This is a genomic window from Fibrobacter sp. UWR4 (assembly GCF_003149045.1).
Lineage (GTDB): Bacteria > Fibrobacterota > Fibrobacteria > Fibrobacterales > Fibrobacteraceae > Fibrobacter.
The window spans coordinates 1-21778 of sequence record NZ_QGDU01000032.1 but is presented as its reverse complement, the minus strand read 5'-3'; the positions used below and the strand labels follow the sequence as shown (position 1 = coordinate 21778).

The 21778-nt window shown below is 48.7% G+C and carries 15 protein-coding genes and 1 tRNA gene; 10 read left to right on the top strand and 6 right to left on the bottom strand.

The window, feature by feature from the left end; translation table 11 throughout:
* Positions 1 to 15: 15 nt before the first annotated feature.
* A complete protein-coding gene (locus BGX12_RS12280; protein WP_073319741.1) occupies positions 16 to 228 on the bottom strand; it encodes a hypothetical protein in 213 nt (70 codons plus the stop codon).
* 129 nt (positions 229 to 357) lie between these two features.
* Here BGX12_RS12280 and BGX12_RS12275 point away from each other — a divergent pair, with 129 nt between their 5' ends.
* From BGX12_RS12275 to BGX12_RS12265, 3 genes are all read left to right on the top strand, one after another.
* Positions 358 to 1155 (top strand): TIGR00730 family Rossman fold protein, encoded by a 798-nt coding sequence (locus BGX12_RS12275; RefSeq protein ID WP_109736350.1) that lies wholly within the window; start codon positions 358 to 360, stop codon positions 1153 to 1155.
* 84 nt (positions 1156 to 1239) lie between these two features.
* On the top strand, positions 1240 to 2337 hold the full coding sequence (locus BGX12_RS12270; protein WP_109736349.1) for a protein kinase: 1098 nt from the start codon (positions 1240 to 1242) through the stop codon (positions 2335 to 2337).
* Between the two features lie 68 nt (positions 2338 to 2405).
* Entirely contained in the window at positions 2406 to 3953 is a 1548-nt protein-coding gene (locus BGX12_RS12265) for a hypothetical protein (RefSeq protein WP_109736348.1), read from the top strand.
* A gap of 89 nt (positions 3954 to 4042) precedes the next feature.
* Here BGX12_RS12265 and BGX12_RS12260 read toward each other — a convergent pair whose 3' ends face one another.
* Positions 4043 to 6427, bottom strand: a complete 2385-nt coding sequence (locus BGX12_RS12260) for an Ig-like domain-containing protein (protein ID WP_158278245.1) — start codon at positions 6425 to 6427, stop codon at positions 4043 to 4045.
* A 184-nt stretch (positions 6428 to 6611) separates the two neighbouring features.
* Here BGX12_RS12260 and BGX12_RS12255 point away from each other — a divergent pair, with 184 nt between their 5' ends.
* Positions 6612 to 7469 carry a TIGR02147 family protein gene (locus BGX12_RS12255; RefSeq protein ID WP_109736347.1) on the top strand — a complete coding sequence of 286 codons (858 nt, stop codon included), beginning with the start codon at positions 6612 to 6614 and terminating at the stop codon, positions 7467 to 7469.
* Positions 7470 to 7590: 121 nt separating this feature from the next.
* Here the strand turns inward: BGX12_RS12255 and BGX12_RS12250 are convergent, their stop codons facing one another.
* Both BGX12_RS12250 and BGX12_RS12245 read right to left on the bottom strand, forming a co-directional pair.
* The gene (locus tag BGX12_RS12250) at positions 7591 to 8292 is read right to left on the bottom strand and encodes a hypothetical protein (RefSeq protein ID WP_109736346.1); all 702 of its coding nucleotides are present in this window, start codon (positions 8290 to 8292) and stop codon (positions 7591 to 7593) included.
* Between the two features lie 158 nt (positions 8293 to 8450).
* Positions 8451 to 10415: a M6 family metalloprotease domain-containing protein gene (locus BGX12_RS12245; protein WP_109736345.1), complete on the bottom strand. Its 1965-nt coding sequence runs from the start codon at positions 10413 to 10415 to the stop codon at positions 8451 to 8453.
* 216 nt (positions 10416 to 10631) lie between these two features.
* Between BGX12_RS12245 and BGX12_RS12240 the strand changes: the two genes are divergently transcribed.
* On the top strand, positions 10632 to 11471 hold the full coding sequence (locus BGX12_RS12240; RefSeq protein ID WP_109736344.1) for a TIGR02147 family protein: 840 nt from the start codon (positions 10632 to 10634) through the stop codon (positions 11469 to 11471).
* The gene (locus BGX12_RS12235) at positions 11471 to 13171 is read left to right on the top strand and encodes a carboxypeptidase-like regulatory domain-containing protein (protein ID WP_109736343.1); all 1701 of its coding nucleotides are present in this window, start codon (positions 11471 to 11473) and stop codon (positions 13169 to 13171) included. Before BGX12_RS12240 ends, BGX12_RS12235 begins: the two co-directional genes overlap by 1 nt.
* Positions 13172 to 13440: 269 nt before the next feature.
* On the opposite strand, the gene BGX12_RS12230 is transcribed toward BGX12_RS12235, so the two are convergent.
* Positions 13441 to 14322 carry an A24 family peptidase gene (locus tag BGX12_RS12230; protein WP_109736342.1) on the bottom strand — a complete coding sequence of 294 codons (882 nt, stop codon included), beginning with the start codon at positions 14320 to 14322 and terminating at the stop codon, positions 13441 to 13443.
* Positions 14323 to 14421: 99 nt separating this feature from the next.
* Here BGX12_RS12230 and BGX12_RS12225 point away from each other — a divergent pair, with 99 nt between their 5' ends.
* Positions 14422 to 19785, top strand: a complete 5364-nt coding sequence (locus tag BGX12_RS12225; protein WP_146196335.1) for a hypothetical protein — start codon at positions 14422 to 14424, stop codon at positions 19783 to 19785.
* Entirely contained in the window at positions 19785 to 20255 is a 471-nt protein-coding gene (locus BGX12_RS12220; RefSeq protein ID WP_233246385.1) for a hypothetical protein, read from the top strand. The genes BGX12_RS12225 and BGX12_RS12220 overlap by 1 nt, the downstream gene beginning before the upstream one ends.
* Positions 20256 to 20305: 50 nt before the next feature.
* Here BGX12_RS12220 and BGX12_RS12215 read toward each other — a convergent pair whose 3' ends face one another.
* Entirely contained in the window at positions 20306 to 20917 is a 612-nt protein-coding gene (locus tag BGX12_RS12215; RefSeq protein WP_109736340.1) for a 4'-phosphopantetheinyl transferase superfamily protein, read from the bottom strand.
* A 39-nt stretch (positions 20918 to 20956) separates the two neighbouring features.
* Here BGX12_RS12215 and BGX12_RS12210 point away from each other — a divergent pair, with 39 nt between their 5' ends.
* Together BGX12_RS12210 and BGX12_RS12205 are read left to right on the top strand one after the other, a co-directional pair.
* Entirely contained in the window at positions 20957 to 21514 is a 558-nt protein-coding gene (locus BGX12_RS12210) for a hypothetical protein (RefSeq protein WP_146196334.1), read from the top strand.
* Between the two features lie 67 nt (positions 21515 to 21581).
* Positions 21582 to 21655, top strand: a tRNA-Val gene (locus BGX12_RS12205).
* Positions 21656 to 21778 lie beyond the last annotated feature (123 nt).

The window sequence follows — 21778 nt, the reverse complement described above, 5'->3', positions numbered from 1 at the left end:
CTACTCGAGCGGACTTTATTCAGCCGGGAGAATGATCTCGATGTGGCTAGTGCTCACATTGAGGAAGTGTGTGCGGAACAAATCCTTTTCGCTACGGTCACTAACACGTACCTGGGTCACCGCGATAAAATCCTTGTTTTCGCGAATATAGTCCGTCAGGCGTTCGTCACGAAGGGTGTCGATTTCGCCAGTGATAATAAAACTGTCTGTCCAAATTTTTACGAGCATAGCTCAAATATAAAGATTTTATTCCAAGTAGGAGGATTCTGCAAAAAAATTTGCATCATATTCCGATTTTAGAGCATATATTATGATAAAAATCGAAGTTTCATACAAATTTTGAAAAGGAAGTGAATTATGGCAAAGAAAAAACAGCTCCACCCGGCCCCAGGCCAGATGATCTACCACAACGCCGAATTCATGGAAAGCGACATAGGCCGTCCGATTCGTATTCTTTCTGAATTTTTAGGCCCCCACCAGGTTTTTGAGCAGGAAGACATCCATAACACCATTGTCTTCTTCGGTTCCGCACGCACCTTGCCCATGAGCGAAATCACCAAACGCCGCAAAGGATGCACCAACAAGAAGGAACTGGCCAGGCTGAATGCCCTGGAAAAGGTGGCTCGTTATTATGATGACGCCCGTAAGCTTGGCGCCATGCTTGGCAAATGGGCAAACAAGCGTAAGGAAGGCTACGCCATCATGACTGGCGGCGGTCCTGGCATTATGGAAGCCGGCAATCGAGGCGCAAGCGATGTTGGCACACCCTCTATCGGCTTGAACATCAAGCTGCCTTTTGAACAGCATCCGAATCCTTACATCGACGACGAACTGAACCTGCAATTCCGTTACTTCTTTGTGCGTAAGTACTGGTTCCTGAAAAAGGCCCGTGCCCTGATCGCATTCCCCGGCGGCTTCGGCACCATGGACGAACTTTTCGAAATGCTGACCCTGGTGCAGACCAACAAGTACGCCCAGCAGATGCCCATCATTGTCTTCGGCAGTGAATTCTGGAAAAAGACTGTAAACTGGGAATACTTTGCTGAAACAGGTATGATCAACAAGGAAGACTTGAAACTGTTCCATTTCTGCGACAGCGTGGATGAAGCATACAAGATTGTTACGGAAACTTTGGAAAAACAATCCAAGGATTAATATTCGAACAAATTCTGTAAAAACTAACAAGAAGGTACCTATCGGTACCTTTTTTTCGTACTGCAAAAGAACTATCTTTAGGTCATGATTCGAAACATCCTGGCTGAAACCCTTGATCGCCTGGCCCGTAATTTGGCCATGCGCCCCCATTACACGATGGAGGAGTATCAGCGTTGGTTTGACCAGAATCCGAAGTTTCTTCATAACGGTGCTATTCAGAAAATCGAACTTACCGCACCGCTGGCCCTGGAAGGAACCAACAATCTTTATCGAGCCAACTACTGGCTTGAACAGCCCAAGACAGGCCACAAAACTGCCGAGCAAGAAATTGTGGTCAAGATTTGCAAATATTGGGTGCCTCCCGGAAAAAATCGTATTCATCGTCTAAACATGACCTTGAGTGCCTTCCAGGATGAAATCCGCATCAACAACCTAATCCGCGCCACTAACATCGAAGGCGTGGTGCAAAGCATGGGCGGCGGAACCGCAGGAAGACATCCTTACCTGAAAATGGAATTCATCAAGGGCTGTTCCCTGGACAAGACTTTCCGCGAAGGACTTAGCGATGACGACATTCTTCATCGTGTCGCGCAACTTGCCTATCTGGCAAACACCATCAGCCAGTTACACTACTACCAGGTTGTGCATAAGGACCTGAAGCCCAAAAACCTTTTATTGTGCCAAAATCCCGAACACAAGAATAACCACAAGATACTGGTTTGCGATTTCGGTTACGCTCAGGCAAAGATGCGAGAAACCATCACGGAATACGGCGGGCAGATCACTCCTTACTACAGCGCCCCAGAACAAGCTATCATGGGCGAGAATCTCTCGGCTTCCGTAGATTACTTCAGTTTCGGTATGATTGCACACGAATACCTAACCGGAAGGAAGCTGTTCCCCAAAGCCATGGATATTTTCATGGAAGACGGCTATCGGGTTACGGACCGTTACCTGGAATACATCAAACACGGACGAGAAAATGTTTTCCATGACTCAAGATTCCCTTATCTTGCCCAGTGGATGGATTGCTTGACCATGTTCGACAGCTTCGAAAGAATGCAGAACAGTCCCAATCTTTTCGACATCGCCCACAAGCTTCGTGAACAGGTAAACGCCCAGGGATATCGCGACGTAAACACGGACTTCCTATGGAACCAGCTCCGTGAGTACAATCACTAAGTTCCATTTTCCCTATACATTTTTCTTTTAGGGCATCCCAATTTCCTGGCGGGATGTATATTCTATATATGCAAGTATCCAAAGAGACATTTAAACGTTTTTTCAAACATGCCATAAACCTTCTGAAGAAGGCCGTGCATCATCTGAAATTTAGTCACTACGTCATTATCGTCCTGATTCTCGGATTGGGCATTTTCAATGCCGTCACGGCACTTTCCCCTTACATGAAACAGCACAAGCGAGAAGCCAATATTGAAAAGACATTCAATCAGTGGTGGGTCGACGCAGGCGAAGAACAGTTCCGTTCCGTAGGAATTCTTCCCTCAAAAAAAATCAAGGCCGACGAGTTCGCACGTTATCGTGAAAAGTATTTGGCCCAGAATCCATCACTCATTCCCGAAACCCGAATTAAACAACTGAAGGCGGAATACAAGGAATGGTGGGACTATAATGGAGGACGAGACCAGTTTTTCCAGGAAACCGGAAGATTCCCTACCCCTAAAGACTACGACAAACTGGAAGACAAGTACGTAAGCAAGTACACCAGCCAGATTTTACGTTACAACATGGCCTTAGTTCCCAAGAAAGACAACCTGGAAACCTTGGCGACCAGTTGGATACTTTCCCCTAGCGTCATCAGCTTTCTGATTTTTGCAGGTTTCTTCATTTTCGCATTCCTGCAGCTGGAATCCCGTTGGAGGTTCACTCTCTTCATGGGCGCATTCGTAATCACCATCGCAGCAGGCGGCCTCCTCATTTACGCACTTGCATCTACAAGCTTCTTTAACCACTATGCGGGTGAACGCTATATGGGTCTCAGCCTACCTCTGGCATTTATGCTTGGCGCAGCGGCTTTCGGCCCTAAGCGACTTGAAATCACTCAGCTAGTCAAAGGCATCGCTATCGGCGGCACTCTGCTGGACATGATTATCAACTGGACCGTCAATCCGGACATATTCGGGGAGGCAACAGTTCTTGCTCCGATAATGTTTGGACTGGGTGCCACAGCAGGTTTGAAGATCGAAACCCGCAAGAAGACAAAAGAAGAAATTGCCCGTGCGGCCCTGGAAGAAAAGCTCCGCAATAACGCAAACAGAAATCCGATGGCGGAACGAAAGGCTAAGACCCGAGCATCCATTGAAGAAGGTTTCAAGGCTGCCAAGGAAGGGCTGATGGAAAATGCCCAGCGGATTTTGGGACAAGCATTCAACAATCTGTTGCAGGAGCATCCTATAGACATCGCCCTGGTAAAAAACCTGACGGAACGATTAACAGGTTCCGACTGCTTTGTAGACTTCACCAGCAACCAGTGGTTGGAATGGGGCGAAATAGCCAAGACGAAAAACGCTCCAGAAGCAGCCATCCTTCTACTGAAGAAGGGACTATCTCTAGAACAGAATCAAAACTTCGCTCGCCGAGCACTCTACACTCTAGGCGTGATCTGCGTTAGCAATGGAATTGAACTAAGCGAAGGCGTCAAGCGACTTAAGAAAGTGATCGAGATGAACGAAAATGACATGATGGCAAAACAGGCTCGCCGCATGCTGGAAATTGCCGACGCCAAGGCAGCAAGTTCATCCAATGAGGCTGAACCGCCCAAAGCCCAAGCCGAATAAGCACAAACCGAACAAACATAAGTCAAGAAAAAAGCTGATCCTTTCGGATCAGCCCTTTGGTTGGGTTTGTTGGAGGAACTTTTTTGTGATTAACGAGTCTGGATGTAGCGACGAAGGACGGAACCACCATTTTTCGTCATTTCAACCACCACTACGCGGGCAGCAGGCATCTTACTCGGTTTAACTTCGCCAGAGAACAGGGGGCGGCCCTGCATATCAAAAATCCGATAGAAGCCAGCTTCAGTTTCTGTTGCCAATTTCTTCACAGAACGAATCGCAATGACAGCCTCAAAACTGCTACTAGATTCTTCTACAGGATCGACAGCCGGATTTTCGGAGGAGCTACTTGCAATCACTGCGGAAGAACTGCTCGGAGCAGAAGCTGAGGAAGCGGGAGTCTCTTCTACGCTGGAAGAACTTTCAGGAACAACCGCAGCACCGATCACTTCAAAAGTCACGAATTCAGACATTTGGGTAAGACCGGAATTATCCGTCACCACGGCAACCGCAGAATAAGTTCCTGCTGGAAGACCAGAGACCTCCACAGCGTAAGGAGAAGCGGTTGCAGCCCCGACCTTGTCGTTACCGATATAGAAATCAACGCTCTTTACAGAACCATCGGAATCCTTGGCGGAAGCCGTCAGAGTCACAGATGCTCCTGCATCAAATTTTGCACCAGCTGTAGGAGCAGTCATGGATACGGTAGCAGCCTTATTGCTTACTCCAAAAGTCTGGTTGTAGGAGGGCATAGAACCGTATCGACCGCCAACACCCACAAGGTTCGGCAAATCCTTAGGAATACTTGCCACATCACGTTTTTCCCAACTATAGCTAGGATTGAATGTGGCAGCCTGAGGAACGCCTTGAGTCACAGTGTTATTGTAGCGGTGCTGTTGCTTGGTGTTATCGAAGGTTACACCGCTAAAGTAGACGTAACCATTGTCCCCCCATTCAGCCAAATAGCCATTGCCATTCTTGATGTAGCTGTTTTCATAGCGAACGTAAGCCTTTGCAGTAGAGCTATGACCATTTGCGCCAGCAATGAAAAAGTTGTTGCCATCTACCAGCTGGTTATAGATATGCACCTGAGAGCCGTTACTTTCGCCAGTGACTTTCGGAACTCGTCCATAGGTATTGTGCCAGTAGTTATTGGCATAAGTCAAGTGAGCGTCCTCTACAAGAGCCATGTAGGGATCAGTGCCCCAGCAGTTGTATTCGTTGGCACCATCGTTTTCCATATAGCTGATAGTGGCATTGTCGACAAACTCCATATCCATGCCATCGGAAATCCACTTGTAGCTAATATGGTCTGCCCAGAAATTCTTAATATGGTTGTTGGCATCACCGGAAGTTTCAAGGCCATCGCTAGCTTCGATCAAGTGCGGATTCACATCATAAATCGCCAGGTTACGATAAATATTATTATGGCCACCTTCGTTCCAGCGGTTGTTCAGGGAGGCGCCACGCAGATTCGCCCCACGACCCATACCGACCAGGCTCTTGTTACCGCGAATGGTAATCCAGTTTTCCCACTGTTGCAGGTTTTCACTTTCCTGCACAATCTGAATTCCAGCTTCATTCAGGTCCGCACAAGTATTTGCCTTGAAATTGATGCGGTAAAAAACGTTTTGCTTGCCTGTTACAGCATTCTTACCGTCGCAGGTCTTTTTGCACCACGTACGGTTCTTGCTCTTGGCTTCAGTCACCGCATTACGGAACTTGCGGAAGTCATAAGTTCCTTCCGGAATAAGAATCGTAACGGCGTCATTGGATTTCAAGTTCTTGATAATTGTCGCAGTATCAGACGCAATCACAATCTTTCCGGCATCACCGCCCGTAGTAACGGCACCGAAACCCTCAGCCTTTATATTCAGAGTGAACAGCAAAATCGCTTTTTCGTCCTCTTCGCTGTTCGTCCAGATCCACTTCGCCTGAGTGTTGGGAGCAAAACCATTTAAAGCGGCGCCACTAGGCATCTTCGTATTGGAATAGCTGAGAACAGTTGCACCACCCCACTGGGAAAGGTCTCGACCTTTATTTTTCCAGGAAGAGCTACCGACACCAGGCTTGGACTTCCAATCGCTGCCACTGTAGTAGGAACGATCCAGGTCATCAATCTGCACCATTACGCCAGGAGCACCTGCACCATTAACGCCCACCACAGAGAAGGCATTTTCTCCAGGAAGAAGAGTCATGGGGATGAAGCGGACGCGTCCGGCTTGATTATCTTCAGCCAGCAAGGCTCCGTTATGGTAGAGGCGATATCCGCCGTCTGCCACAATCCACACTCCGGGGCCTTTTCCTGCGTTGTATGTAGCAGCAATAAGCTGGGAACCCACCTTATCGCCACCTCCCAAATTCGCATCCGCAGGAAGCGTCACTACTTCTCCTGCAGATATGGCGGCCTGAGACACTCCAAACGTACTGGCCAGAACCATACCTGCAACCATCTTTCCCATTACACACTTTCCCATTTTACATCCCTTTTTAGACAACGGCCTTATTTTAACCGTCGCATCCAAACACATGTAAAATGTACCCTAAAAGTGTGATTTTAACCACCCTTTTTTCTTTTCATCACAGAATATCGTTGTTCCTAGACAACGGCAAAAATGTTTTTTTCATTCCTATTTTTGAACATTTTCTTACATTTTGAGCATGGCTGAAACGAAAAAACAGAAAAAAGTCTTCGAATACCTGGATTACAGGGAATTTCTGAAAGACTATTACAACCAGAAGAAGGCTGCAAACGCCGCTTTCTCCCTGCGCGTATTTTCTGACAAGATTGGCTTCAAGGCCAAGGACTTCATCAGCCGAGTCATGAATGGCGAAAAGAACCTGAGCCAGCAAAGCATTCCTAAGGTAGCCTCCGGACTTCGCCTAGGAAAGCACGAGACGGAATTTTTCATCGGTCTTGTAGAATTCAACCAGGCAGAAACCACCGAAGACCGCAATACCGCATTCGAAAAAATGCAGGCAGCCTTAAAGGTAGTCCGTTTCGCCGAAAAACAGCATTTATTAGGTCACGCACAGTACATGATCTACTCCCATCCCCGCCATCTTTTTATCCGAAGCTTGATTGGAATGTTCGGATTTGACGGAGACTACGGGGCATTAGCAAAACTGGTGAATCCCAAAATCACACCTGAAGAAGCCAAGCAGTCGGTAAAACTCCTGGAAGAGTGCCAGCTCATCAAGAAGGACGAGAACGGCAAGTACATCCTGACGGAAAGCGCCATCACCACCGGTGACCGCACCTCCAAACTGGCACTTCGTGGTTACCACCAGAATTGCCTCAAGATGGGCGCCGATTCCATCGACCGCGATCCGCCGGGCAAGCGCCATATCTCAGGCCTAACCCTCGGCATCAGCCAGGAAGGTTACGAACGCATCGTGGAACGTATCAACGCTTTCCGTAAGGAAATCGCCCTCATCGCCGAAGAAGATGCCGGCAGCGATAAAGTATTCCAGATGGAATTCGCCCTATTCCAGGTGGGCGGCAAGGCGGACAAGTAGGCAAAGCAGATAAATAGGCAACGCAGAGCAAGCCCGCTAAAAAAATTTCTCTCTTCAATACAAAAATCGCAGGTTCCGCGCCTGCGATTTTTTCGTTTTCAATGGAGCAACTTCTGGCAATTCAATTGCACTTGTCTAGACTTTTTTGAAATTCAGCAAGGTGTCCCCGCTTCGCAGCTTCCACCGCAGCCACATCAGCGTCGTACAGTTCCTTGTATTTTTCATCCATCACGGACTCTCCATCCTTGCAGTCGTATTTCCAGATGTCATTGGGATTGTCGAACATGGGAGCCCCATACAAGGCGACCATACCCATATCAAGTTCTTCTTTTACATTTTCCAGGCACCGCTTTTTAGAAGAAGAAAGTTTCTTTGATTCTAAGGTAGAGTCAATTTTTTTCATAACCTCAAAACGAGCTTGCGACTCGCCTCTAGTTTCAGGACTTCCCCAAGGAGGTTCATATTGAATAGCACGTTCAACTCCGCCATGATCTTCACAAAGAACCTGCCCACGAGCAAGGGCAGCTTCCTTATCCACCATTGCGGATGAGCTGCTGATCATTTCATCGCAGCCCTGTTCGCAGCTATCGGAACTGGAAATAGAAGAGGAGCTTTCATCAAAGACAGGCGCCACCCCATAAAGGGCGATCATACCACCGCCACAGTGAGAGGACATATTTCCATTGTTCAACGAATCGTCGTCAGAACAGTCCGAGATAGGCCCTACAACGGGATGTTTCGAATCAGAATCATCTCCACAGCCTGCCCAGAAAAAGGCCGCAACCGTCAAAACGAACTTGGTAAAAATCTTGCGTGTATTCATAGACTAACCTCCACTCTTACAAAGAAAAATTAACTTCATCAAAAATCAAGAGCAAGCCTCTGAATAAGAAAATCACGACTTTCTAGCCGTGATTTACCGATACTCGTCTATAAATGATACAACATGTATTATTTAAAAACCATCTTATTCCTTTACAATCACGGAATTCTGATTTTCCGAATTCCAAGAGTTCGATTGTTTCGAGAAACATGCATGACGTAGGCCCCCGCAGGAAGAATTCCTTCCAGATGGAAGGCGGAAAGAACTCCATCTACTTGACCCATATAGACTCGGTTCCCTTGAAGATCAAATACCTTAACGGTCTTGACACCAGTCTGAGAATCCCAATACAACGGATTGGTGATGCGCAAACTCTCGGAACTGCTAGACGATTGCGCAAGTTGACTACTGGAGGACGGAGCGGACAAACTACTGGAAGATTGAGCAATCTGGCTGCTGGAGGATTGAGCAATCTGGCTGCTGGAGGATTGAACAACCAGGCTACTGGAAGATAGCGCGACCTGGCTACTGGAGGATGAACGCAGCTGACAATCCACGGATAGATTTGCACCGGTAGCAAAGCAGGCCTGTTTTCCTTTCAGAATTTTCAAATTGTAGATGCCAGGAATCAAAGCCGTTCCACCAGCATTTGTATAGGAAAAATCTGTGTAGTAGCTATTGTCGCTACCCATCACCTGCTTTACAGCCACTCGCTGATGCAACACGTTTTTGTTAGGGTCGTTGTCCGTCTCGAAGGCTGTGTAATCATAATCGATATACCACAAGTAAATGCCGTTTTTATTTTGCCCAATATAGGCATCGTACTTTTCTGCAGGCCTATACTCCACCACATAGTATTCGTCCTTACTGTTGGGATTGGTTACCGAATAGGCCTGCATCTGGGACAAAGGACCGAGAGAATAAACCTTATTCTGGGAAAGTTCTTCCAAGGTAAGCCACCCCATGGACTCCCTTTCAAAGGCGGAAAAAGAGGGCGGAGTCTGCCAGTTTCCATTATACATGCCAGTGGTCATCACATCATAAGGAGAGGGACCCTTAATGGAAGAATTGGAAACGGAATACAAATCAGCAAGGCCCAACACATGGCTGAATTCGTGGGCAAAAATACCCATGGCAGTCAAGGTACGACTCTGCGGATAATCGTCATACTGTGCAATAAACAAATATGTGTTAAAGGTATACCCCTGGCTAGTATAACCTTTAGACCAGGAGGATCCCGCTCCATTGTACTGCATCCAGTACTGATGCCCCCAAAACTTCTCGCTCTGCTTAAGGGCATCCACTTCCTTTCCCGGAAATAGGAAAATGAATCCGTCCACTGCGGTTCCGCTAGAACAATACTTGGAAGCATTCTGCTGGAAATCCTTGCGAGCGGTCAGGGCATTTACCCCCGCCTTGGTGAAGTTTCCTTCGCTATAGCTATCCCCATTACCAAAACTGGTCAAGGGGACATTCAACTGTAATGGATATACATCAAAGTGAGGGCTAAACTTACCACCGGAAGAAAACAGATAGTAATCTCTAAGGCTGCCAATATTCCCTTCCTTATTATAGCCTTCCTGGTTCAGCATGGCATAAACTTCGGCGGAATCCGCATAAGGCTTGTCCGTAGTTCCAATGAGAAGGACTGGAATCCAACGTTCTCCCACCACCCACCGTTGAGGTGTGGGACGATTCAATGCGGCAGGAGCCTTACGGAGCGCTACGGGGCCAAGTGAGTCGACCTCCGCAGATTCTTCGGGATATTTATCCACATGTCTTGCACGGTGCATTTTTTTGGACTTCTGACGATCCAGTCCCTTTAGGAATTTTTGTTCCTTTTCCGTACGTTTGTGCTCATTACGGGCTTTCACCTTCGTAGGCTTACCATCTTCGTCGGCATACACAAAGGAACCACTATCCGAAACAACCAAGTACCCGTCTTGAGTCGTGGCGTAATGGTAATGTTCATCCCCATAGAACTGAAGGGTTACTTCGGAACCATCGGCATTCTTTACAGTCTTTGGCGCATCGGGAGCTGCAGGATGGGCAAAAAGGGTAGAACAAAGGCTTAGACCAAGCAAGCCTGCAGAAATAAAAATCCCGTGATTAAAAACGCCCATAAATAATACCTCTTTCTCAAAAATACCCCTTTTTTGGGCAAATTGGACCTTTTGAGTACAAAAAACGTGTAATTATCGAGCAAAACGATCCCGAACAACAACTAAAAAACTTCCAGGATCAACGAAATAGGGCAAAAATTGTCGGTTTCGTCACAACGCTAGGAAGTTCTCAAAAATTTTCTCATTTTTATGTAAAAAATAGTTATATTTGAGAACGTGAAAAACTATATCGACATTTTTCAGTTTACTCACTTCCGTAAGTATTTGGAAGAATACCAGGCCGCCCGCGTGCAGTCCGAGCCCACTTTTACCCGTACCGAAATCTGCAACCTGCTGGGCATGGAAAAATCCCGCAGCTACTTTGCCGACGTGCTCCGCGGTAAAAAGGTCAGCCCCCGTATGGTAGCCAAGTTTATTGAAGTCCTTGGCCTCGAAAAGAAGGAAGCCAAGTACTTCGAAATCATGGTGAAGGTGGACCAGGCCAAGAACGACAACCTCCGCAAGGAAGCCATGGAAGAACTGCTGCAGATGCACCCCAATCCGCAGCACATCATGAACACGGACGCCTACGAATATTACAACCACTGGTATAACAGCGCCCTGTTCGCCATCCTGGACGCCATGGACGTTACAGACGACATGGCCCCCGTCCAGAAGAGAATTTTCCCCAAGGTTCCCCTGGGTAAGCTAAAGGATTCTCTGGACCTGTTGCAGCGACTGGGACTTACCCGCAAGAATGAAGACGGTTTCTGGAAGCCTACCAAGGAATCCATTTCCAGCGGACCCTACAACAACGCGGAGCTGATCAAGCAATACCAGCTGCAGTGTTTTGAACTTTCCAAGCAGGCGCTGATGACGCCTCCTAAGGCTCCGGCCATCATGAGCACTTTGACCTTTAGCGCGTCTAGCAACGCCTATAAGGAATTGGAGGAGGCGGTGCAGGAATTCAAGGCAAAGGCCCGCCAGATTATTTCACAAGACAAGGAAAAGGCCGACGGCGTATATCAGCTGAATTTGCATATGTTCTCAAATCTTGAGAACAACGGGGGTAAATAATGAAATTGCGAATGATGAGTTACGATTTGCAGAAGGCTTGTGGTTTCATTGCTGGCGTGGGTATCGCTGGTCTTAGTCTCGCGGGCATCGTGGGCTGTTCCGATCCCAACACAGCAAGCGTATGGACCGAAACCGAGTCCGGCCAACAGGCTGCCAATGGCGACTGGCTTGTAGATGTTGAAAGCTGCAGCAACAGCATTCCCGAAAACATCGGAAAAAAGAATGCAACGAAGGCCCTGTTAAAATCCAACGTTACAACCAATTGCATCACCTACGACCGCACTTACGCCATGGTCAGCGTCCAGGGCACAGCCACAGATGAAAGCGGTTCCCCGTTGAAACTGGCCAGAGTCCGCCTGTCCAGTTTCGGTGGCTCCGGAAAAGAAACCACCACCGACGACAACGGAACCTACAAGTTCGATAACGTAGTCTACAAGGCCACCTACCATGGTTTTGCACCCCTTGAAGACGGCGAATTTGAACAGGTGGACGACGCTACCCACGTCACCTACATCGACTACAAGTTGCTGGTGGCTTCCAGCGACAGCACCTTGGCAAGCGTCCACACCATCAATTTCAAGGACTACAAGCGCATGGGCGAAGGCGACAGCGTCTATCTTGAAATTCCTGAACAGTCCGCAGGCAAGGTAACAGACATCACCCTCCCCGCCAAGGCCTTCCAGAAGGGCGACAACGCTTGCCTGGATGACATCGGCGTTTGCCACGTGATGAGCGCCGACGAAATCGAAGCGGGAACCTTCGTCATGAAAAACGTTCCTCAGGGAGTTTACCAAAAGCTTTGTGCCGTACAAACCGAAAAAACAAGCGGCGACGAAGAAATGGTTTCCATGCGCTGCGCAATGTTAAGCGAACCCATCATTGCTAAGGATGCGGTGGACACCCTGAGTTTTGAGCTTCCGGAAAGTGTTCTCAACCAGATAGATTCCCTATCAGATAAATCCATCGAAAGGATCCTGGTCCCTGTAAAGACCAGCGCCGAAAAGCCTTACATCATCAACGGCAACAGCATCACAAAGCTCGTTTCTGCAGGCAGCAAGGATCTTTACTGGGCCGAAATCTCGTTCATCGATACGAACGCTACAAGTTACGTTCTCTTTGACGAAATCCCCTATTCCAGCAGAACCAGTATTTTTGCAGCTGTGGAATCCTTGGCTGACACCGCCCTGGTCAACAGTTCCGCCTACTGGAACCGTACCTATATGGGATTCAGCTTCAAGGTCAAGGCCGACGGCAGCGAGTTCGAGGAAGCCGCGGTTCTCCTAAGCACCGTAGATTCCACTGAAAGCGGCCGTCCTAAGGGTTACGAAATCCTTCAGTGCGAGGCCGGCTCCAAGAGCGTTTGCGTCCGCGTCTACAGCGGTACTGATTCCGTGGTAACAGATACGGTCGTCTACGGCAAGGCAAACTTGCTCGATGGCGAAGAGCACATCTTCTCCATGGTCATGGTCGGAAACCACCTTTCCGTAGCAGTGGACGGCGGGATTCTTCGCGATACCGACCTAAAGTTGGGCGACAGTTTCCCCTATTACGAAGGCGGAAATTCCTTCATGAACATTGGCAATGTGGAACTAAGGGACTTTGTAATGTTCGGAATGCCCAGCAACATTAGGAAAAACGGAGAAAGCAACTGGAACCGCCTGAAGGCCTGGCTTATCACCCATCAGACGTTCAGCAAATAGCTTTTGAATTCGTTTTTTGCATGAAATTACCTATAAAAGCGAGTTTTCACACCGTTTTATAGGTAAAAGTCGGGACATAACAAGCAAAAAAAGACATTTTTTCGTCAACTTAGGCCCGTCAAACAGCTTTTTCAGCGGTTTTAGGCATGCAACGGGCGACTTTTTTTACAAACAAAATAACATTTTACCTATAAAAGCTGCAATTAAAGCCCGTTTATAGGTAAAATGGGTAAAAATGGGTAAAATCGACTTGTAAACTTAAAAACCAGTTATTCCCCAATGACAAACTGCAAATACATCTGCAGCAGCGTACCGCCCCACAGGTAAATTACGGGAGCGGCAATGGCAAGGAACGGCCCGAAGGGGATCTGGCCCGGAGCGTCTTCGGAGTCGTCGACGGATGCCTTGGCGGCCACCTTCGCCTGCATCTTGGCGTAAGGAATCATGACGATAATGCCTACGATGGCGGCAATGACCAGAATCATAAATGCAGACTGGACGCCCATGAGGGCGCCATATCCCGCGAGAAGCTTTACATCCCCGAAGCCCATGGCTTCCTTCTTGAAGACCTTGCTAGCAATAACGCCCAGAAGCCAGAGGCCACCCCCTGCAGCAACTGCACCGATCAAGCTCTGCAGCGGTGTAATCCCGCCAGGAATAAAAGACAGGGCAAGTCCGGCAACAATGCCGCCAATGCTCATGGAATCCGGAATCAGCTTGTACTTAAAATCCACGGCACAAACCGGATATACAGCAAGTAACAGCCAGAACATGGCCAAGGCATCGGCCCACACCGCAGGCGCCACCACCGGGGCACTGAAAAGTTCAGGAACCACACCACCATAGTTTACCGCTACGGCCGCAAAAAGGGCAAGGGCCCCCAGCAAACCGCACAGGGATTCCCCAATGGGATAGATGATGTTCAAAGGCTTATGGCAGCAGGCGGTCTTCCCTCTTAGAATAATCCAGCCAATAATAGGCAAATTCAAGTAGAGGGGGATTCTTTTCTTGCAAAGTGGGCAATGGGAAGGAGGATTCACCAGGGAGATTCCGCGAGGCATACGGTACACAATTACGTTGTAGAAACTCCCAACGCAGGCGCCGAAAACAAAAAACACGATCAACCAGTACCAGAGAGGTATTACATCCATTTCAAAGCTCCATCCGTGCGTTGAACCTTATCACCTTTTGTAAAAAAAAAGATAGATTATACTTGATAATTTTGTGTTTGATTTATGAAGGGTTTTGCCATGGGTTTACATCGTTTTCTCACAATCGTCCTTGATTTAGCCTTATTGGGCGCTCTGGTCAACTGTTCCAGAGAGTCTCCTCTCAAGGAAAACGTCAGTCTGCAGAATAATCATTCCAGAGTCTACGTATCCACCACCAACTTCGAGAACCCCCAGGCATTCCTGGATTCTCTCGCTAATACCCCGGTAAACGAGGCGGATTCCCTGCCCGACACTCTGACGGTTTCCATAAACGACACCGTCTACATGATGGGCATCCTTCCTCGCAATGTGGATAAGATCTACCGTTTCCAGTGGAATCTGACTAAGAAGGACGGCAAGGACACCGTTATCATCGGTGATAACGCCAAACCCCAAGCCTGGGCCTATGCCGAAGAAGGCGTCTACTATCCCCTCTTTATTGCAACGGACGGTAACAACGCAACCGACACAGCAGGAACGAACACCAAGCGTGCCTACATTAAGGTCATCAACACAAAGCCCGTTCTCAAGGTTCCTAAGGACACCCTCTGGACCCGTCATAACGGAAATATCACCTTCCCCATCACCGCAACAGATTCTTTCGGGACCATCGAGAAAATTCTGGTGGATCTGGATGCAAGCGGAAAGGGCGAAGCTAAGGAATGGAAATACACTCAACCCGAAGACAAGGACGATGTATTCAACCTGACCATCGAAAACGACACCGCCTATATTGACTCCATGGGCAACCAAAAAATTTACGTCATCGTCGTTGATGATGACGGCAACGAAACCCAGGACAGCGTAAACCTCCATTTCAACCAGCTTCCGAAACTTTCCATTATTAGTCCGGAAGACGGCTCCCGCCACTACACTTCAGAAGAAGCATTCTTCTTCTACTACAAGGTGACGGACGTAGACAATCCCAAGGACATCCGCTACACAATATGGGCACAGAAGTCCCTAAGCGGCAAGGCTCCTACCACAGCATTTACAGACGATGACCTGATTGTGGAAAACTACGTTCTGAATATGTTTGAACCTCGCAATGCGGCCGGGGAAAATGTCATCACGTTGTTAAACAATCCCTCTAAGAGTTTGGAAGGACGAATCTATTGGGAAATGCTGGCTACCGATGGTTACGACACCGTTTGGATGGAACGCATCAAGACCAACAGCAATACCAGCCGTCCCTGGAACTTCTTTATCGGGCAGAAAAATTCCACGGAAGCGGTCTTTACCGGCGTTGCCAAGTTCGAAAACCGAACCAACCATACCGGAATCCGTGTGGAATTCAGCGATGGCAACAAGATTTATGACGCGGTGACTGACGCCAACGGAAACTACACCGTTACCGTAGATAGCAGCGGAACCTTCAACGTCACGGCAAAGTCCTCTACAGAAAAGGAATACGCCCTCTACACCATAAAGGAACTATACATTGAATCTGGCGAATACCCTGTGCCGGAAATGATTTTGAAAGACACTGCCGCTCCAGTCCTGCTGGTGGACAATGTAGATACCCTGAGCGTTCGCGAATACAGCATGACCGTGTACACTCGCGACCTGGGTAGCCATATCGACACTGTATACGCTACATTGGACGACGCAAAGCAGGCTCTGACCTGCGGCAAGGTCCATGGAGAACCTGTTTCCAACTGCAAGGCAAATCTTACCGAACTGACGGATGGAGTACACCATCTCGTATACGGCGCAAAGGACATCTCCGGCAACAAGACCGAAGTCAAACAGGACATCGTCGTAAGTGCAACAACCATGACTCTGGATGTAAACGGCGCCCAGAAGGAAGTGATCTCATCCACCGAATCCCTGGTGTTTACAGCCCAAGTCAACAACGCCCTGCCGGCAGCCCAGTCCATTACATGGACCTGGGAAGAACAGGATGGCGACAAGATCGTGACAAAGACCAAGAAGACCAACGCCGATGAAAACGGCAAGGCGACCCTCACCATCACATTTGACGACATCCCCACCGCCAAGCCGGATGTGGACTACCTGATGACCGCCACCTACGAAGAAAACGGAGTTCTTCTGGAACGCCAGGTCAAGTTCGGCGTTCTCGGTCTGAACCCTGTAATCATGTTCACGGAACCAGGTTTCAAGGCCACCGTCACAGTCAACGACCCCATTGATTTCAAGGTAAAGGCAGTCAAGGGTCAAGGCGGCAACGACTTTACGATCAGCTGGACATGTGGCGAAAATATTTCCAGCGGTTACACCTGCCCCACTAACGAAGAAAACGGCACGCTCGCCTTCAGCAAGGCAGGAACCTACAAGGTTATCGCTAGCGTGACTGACGTTGTAGAACCCGATAAGAAGGGCGCAGACACTGTCATCGTGGCAGTAATTAGCGATCCTCCTTCCGTAAGCGCAATCGTCAAGGATCCCAGTAGCAAGGGCTACAAGATCCATAGCAAAGTTGATATTCAGGTAACCGCAAACGATAAGTTTGGCACCGTCAACAAGCTCAAGTGGAATTGCTTCAACGCCCAGAAGGGCGTGACCCCCATCCTGGATCCGGACCAGGAAAAGGCTATCGAAACTCCAGCCGCAAGCATTACCGAAAGTGTTACCATCACACTGCCGGGTACAGAAACAGATAGCTACACCTGCTACTTCAAGGCAATGGACGATGATGGCGAAGAAAGTGAACCGGACACTCTCGTGTTCAAGACATTGCTCGACCTTCCCACCGTCACCCTGGCAACGAAGTCCGCCACCGTAAAGATCAATGCAGTTACCCCCATCAAGGCAATCGCCAACGACGAACTCGGTTCCATTGTAGAATACAACGTCGCTTGCAGCGATAATCTGGGAGAACTTTCCGATCCTAGCTGGACCGTAATGCCCGGTGCAGAAACATCCGTCAAGATGCCGTCCAACGACATGGACAAGTACTACTGCGTCGTCATGGTCAAGGATGATGACGGAAACGAAGCTCGCGACACCGCCACCTACAAGATCGTAGTCGGCCGTCCCTCAGTAACAGCCATGCTTCCGGAAGTTTACGAGACCGTCACCATCAACGATACTATCGAAGTTAACGCCATCGCCAAGGACTCCTTAGGCACGCTGGTGAAATATGAATGGGGCTGCGGCTCAGCAGGATCTGTCAACATCGGTATGAATGTTACCAGCACATCCAGTTCCTACGCCAAACTACGCATGCCATCCACGGCACAGGACAATTACAAGTGCGTCATCCGAGTCACCGATGATGACGGAAACACGGCCAAGGACACCGTTTCCATCAATATCATTCTTGCACCGCCCACCGTAACGGTCAACAATGAAAGCCTGACCATCCGCGAAGGTTACAACATCCAGTTAGGGGCAACAGCAACTGACGACAACAGAGTTCCTTCCGATCCGGGATCCATTGTCAAGCGAGAATGGAGCTGCGGCACTCCTGAACAGATTGCAGTAAACTGGAAGACTGTCGCCGCCTATGATACCGTATGGAAAGCCCCCGCTCCGGAAGCCTTCTACTACTGCGTCGCCCGCGCAACTGACAACGACGGTAACGTAGCTACCGATACCATGACCCTGAAGTTCTCCACCGACCAGCCCAAGATCTGGGTGACAGACGAACAGCTTACTCTCAATATTGGCGATGGATTCTCATTAAACGCAAAGGTGAACGATGTATGGCAAGGCATCAACTGGTTCACCTGGGAATGTAAATCCATCAAGGATGGAAGTTCTCTTGAGAAGTCCATAACCAAATACGATTACGAAAAGAACAACAAGTCCTTCGCTGTTCCCAAAGATTCATCCTACTCAGAAAAGGGTGTGGACATGTACTGTATCGTTTCTGCAGAGGAAGCCAGCACCAAGGCAACCTTCAGCGACACTACGACCATACGTATCATGAAGCAGCACCCTGTAGGTGTCATTACCGCCGCCGATACAGTTTATCCGTGGAGCGGTGATGATGCAGTCGATAACCAGGCCATCTACTTCTACACAGACAAATGGGGTGGAATGAATTCCAAACTGGGCGAACTGGGCAACAAGAACAGCCAGACCTTTAACTGGAAATTCAGCAACCTCGGCGATAAGAGCAACAGTTTCTACCGAGGAGAACCTGACGGCACCCTGGACACAAGCAAATACGAATTCAACGCAGCCTTTATCAGAAGCACCAGTGAAGGTTCCATGACCATCACCTTGGACTACTATGACAGTACCATGAACCCCACCACCGCAGCCTTCAAGGCTAGACACCAGGCTGAAACGGTAAGCCATACGGTCTACTTCAAGAAGGCCTGGAGAAACATGGGTAAAGACACGGTTCTTGCCGTTTCCAAGATGAATACCGCTCCTGTTCTAACCATGGTGAACAACATCCCTGTGGTTGCGTACCTCTCTGACAAGAACACCGTGAAGGTCGGCACCTTGAAGGACGGCACACTGGCTCCCGTTGCCTCCGCAACCACCACAGATTCCATTACAACCATCAAGATGGCTACGGACGGAACAGATCTATACGTCGGTGTTCTTGAAACCTCCAATAAGTTCAGTGTTTACAAATCCGCAAAGGCAACCTCCGACTTCGGTAATGCAACATCCATTTCCTCCGTCACAAGTCCCAAGCTGCTTTGTAATCCATCTACGAAGGCTCCTATCGTTGTATACGTGAAGAAATCCGATAAGCTGAACTATCTGGCAACTCTTAGCGGGACCAGTTGGTCAAGCAAGAACATCCTGTCTATACAGAAAGATAAAAGGTCTATGAAATTCCGCGAAATCGCTGCAGAGTTCATGCCCAATGGAAATTTGGTTGTCGTCGCTGTGGATACCACATCCGAGTATAACGCCTCCAGCGCATTGCTCAACAGCACCTACACCCAGCAAAGTTCAAATGAAAATTTCGCCAAGAATGTAAATGGAATCAACCTTGCCGTTGCAAATTCTAGCACATTCTATATGGGCTTCCTGAATAGAGATGTGGAAAGTTACGGTCCCTACGTCCACAAGGGAACTGTAAGTGGAACAAAGATTTCCTGGACAAAGACTGGCAACGCATTCTCCAAGCCCTTGTATGAAGGCTATATCGCCTACCATATTAGTCTTGTAGCAAGCAACGAAAAAGTCTACGTCGCAATTGACGATGCAGGACGTCCCGGCACCTCCCAAGTCCACGTATTTAGACTGAATGACGACAAATGGACCTTCTACGGAGAAAACCAGTTGCCATACTTCAGTGCAGTTTTCTACAATGCTAAAGTATACAACTTACGCGGTTCCAGTCCGAACCTGGCAATGGACAACGACGGAAAAGTCCTTGTATCCATGCTAGGCCGAGCAACTGGCGACAAGTCTAATAACAACGGGCCCATCCTCATGAAGTATGTGGCCGACAACTGGGAGATCCATTAATGAATATTGAAATTGCAGCAATCTGTGACGCAGCAACCGCAAACGGCATGGGCGGCCGCCTGAACATGCTGGGCGCATTTGACCGTATTTTTGCACCGCAGTTCCCCATGGCAATTCCTCAGTGCTCTGCAGCATTCCGCATCCGCTACCAGCGTGCAGAAGCAGGCCAGCACGACCTGTCCCTTGTATTCGAAGACGTGGTCGGCAAGCCCATCGTCCCCCCCATGCAGTCCAAGATTCCTCTGGAACCGGTTGCACAGGGTTTCGATACCGCAGCAGTGAACTTGGTCCTGAACCTGCAGCGCCTCCCCATCCAGCGTCCGGACAAGTACATTATCCGCCTCTCTGTGGATGGAGAAGAACTGATCAGCCTGCCGCTGTACGTCCTGGAAGCCCCCAAGCAGCCGGGCGCACCTATTGCCGAAGGCGAACACTCCCTCGGTGACGGTCCCGTAGACGGCAACGCTTAATTTCAAGGCAAGTCATTACGAAAGCCCTCGTTCACATACGAGGGCTTTTTTCAATCCTTACACACAGCCACACAAAGGCTAGAAGGACCATCCCATGGAAGGTCCACGAAATGGACCAGACGATTTCCGTCAGAAAGAGGATTCACCAGGACGTTCCGACCTACAGACCCCTCAAAGAACGATCCGCCCACACATTTAAAGAGAGCTTCCTTACGGCACCACAGACGGAAAAATTCCTGGGAACGCAAGCCCTCATCCAAGGATTCCAGACAGACGTTTTCCTCCGGGGCGTAAAAGCGTTTTGCAACCCGCAAATGTTTGGGATTATGGACTTCCATATCAACACCAAGATGGAGCCCCACGTTTTGGACCAGAGAGCCGCGGGGACCATAAGCCACCACACATTCCTTTCCTGAGTGAGTCCAGTTGACATCAAAATCCAGTTTGGGGAATGTCGGTCTAGGGGTAACGCTCGCGGATTCGCCCTCTACGGAAAGAAGGTCCCCTGCAGTTACAGGGGCGCCTATATAGTCGGACAATATCCTAAAGATGACCTCATGATGAGGCGGGATACCATCCCCTCCTTTAGGGAACGCAGCCAGATGAACCACCCCACAAGGAGTGACCACATCCATCCGTCTGATGTTGAAATTGTCCGCCATAGAAGAGTCCTACCCAAAGATAATTTCTAGTTTAGGGTTATGAAGTTCAGGACTGTCAAAACAACTCTTCCAATGATCGCCGGCATCATGTTCATGGGCTGCAGTGATATCAATAGCAGTTGGGAAATTGACGGCGGTGGCTATATCAAATACAAGGTGAACGGAGAAGGTCCCTACACCATCGAACTATCCAAGAACGATGCAGAACCGCCCTTCTACGTCAACAACAGCCACTCCTACTTCTATTTACAGACGGACTTGGACAAAAGTGATAGAGGCGACCAATTATCCCTTCTTGTACAGAGTCCTGTTACCGCAAAAAAAATGACACCCGTCAGCAGGGCCAACATCAACGGGCACCTTCAGGAAATTACCTGGATGCGCGTAGATGGTCATTCGGAAGCACCTCTTGTAAATGACAGTACACACAAGAGTTATATCCATTTTGACGAAATTATCAAGGATTCCCTCTATACGGCCGATTTAAACTTATACTTCGTGGACTGTCGCCGAGAGGACTCCTGTGACGAAAATTTGCCCCCCATCCACGTTACAGGGCGTCTACGTTACTGGATTCCTGACGACGAAAGGGACTGATTCAACAAAAAAGTTCAAAAACCCTTGACAAAGCCCTATAACATTTCTATCATTGGGCTACCTTAATGGTCGATTAGCTCAGTTGGTTAGAGCGCTACCTTGACATGGTAGAGGTCACAGATTCGAGTTCTGTATCGACCACTGAAAGAAGTCCAGTCATTTGACTGGACTTTTTTGTATAACTGAAAACTACCGGCTAGGCCGGTAGTTCCGTAAAAGCCTTCTGGCGGTCATGAAAAAAGAAATCCTTTGATTAATATTGAA